We start from the raw sequence: 632 nt of genomic DNA, 5'->3' as shown, positions 1-632 counted from the left end.
AACATTTTTAAATCTTTTATCAGCGATGCCATTTCATTGTAAAAAAGAAATGTTTTATCGTACCGATATCGACGCATATTTTCAGATAGCAACAAGTTCCATACGCCACGGGCGTATGCTCCAAACTCAACGAGTTTGACTTCTTGTTCTGCCGTCGGCTTGAGCCGATAATTGTATCTGAGCGTCTTTTTCATATACTGTATAGACTACTGTACAAGCCAAGATTGTCAAGTGGAATATCAAACGAATTCACATTGTAATCACCTAATTGCTCTGCATTTAATTCTCGTGGTTAAATATCGAAAGCAACTACTTTTTGGTGATATGGGAGAGTTTGTAAAGCAGGCTGTTTTAGACATATCAGATAGTTCTGATGATTTCTCCAAGATATGCCATTGGGCAACATGTTAGAAGGATTAAGCAGCAGACAAATAAGTTGATTTGGAAGAGGTATCCAAGCCTGAAAAAGCAGTTTTGGATTGAGAATACTTTCTGGTCTGATGGATATTTTGTTTGTTCTGTCGGCAATGCTTCCGCTGATACAATTCGCAAATACATTAAAGAACAAGGATAGTTTATCGATTCATCCCCGCGACTTTCGCTTCGCTCGGATCACGGGGTTTTCTCGACAG

At 38.9% G+C, this 632-nt stretch carries 2 protein-coding genes; one reads left to right on the top strand and one right to left on the bottom strand.

What is annotated here, in order from left to right:
• A partial coding sequence (locus tag H4J62_RS19980) for a helix-turn-helix domain-containing protein (RefSeq protein WP_182218801.1) occupies positions 1-194 on the bottom strand: 194 nt, incomplete at its 3' end.
• Positions 195-373: 179 nt separating this feature from the next.
• On the opposite strand from H4J62_RS19980, the gene tnpA reads away from it, so the two are divergent.
• On the top strand, positions 374-574 hold the full coding sequence (tnpA, locus tag H4J62_RS20805; RefSeq protein WP_220470825.1) for an IS200/IS605 family transposase: 201 nt from the start codon (positions 374-376) through the stop codon (positions 572-574).
• Positions 575-632: the final 58 nt, after the last annotated feature.

The sequence above is a fragment of the Colwellia sp. BRX8-5 genome (genome assembly GCF_014077325.1).
In the GTDB taxonomy this organism is placed as follows: domain Bacteria; phylum Pseudomonadota; class Gammaproteobacteria; order Enterobacterales; family Alteromonadaceae; genus Colwellia_A.
This window is presented reverse-complemented; position numbering and strand designations above follow the sequence as displayed.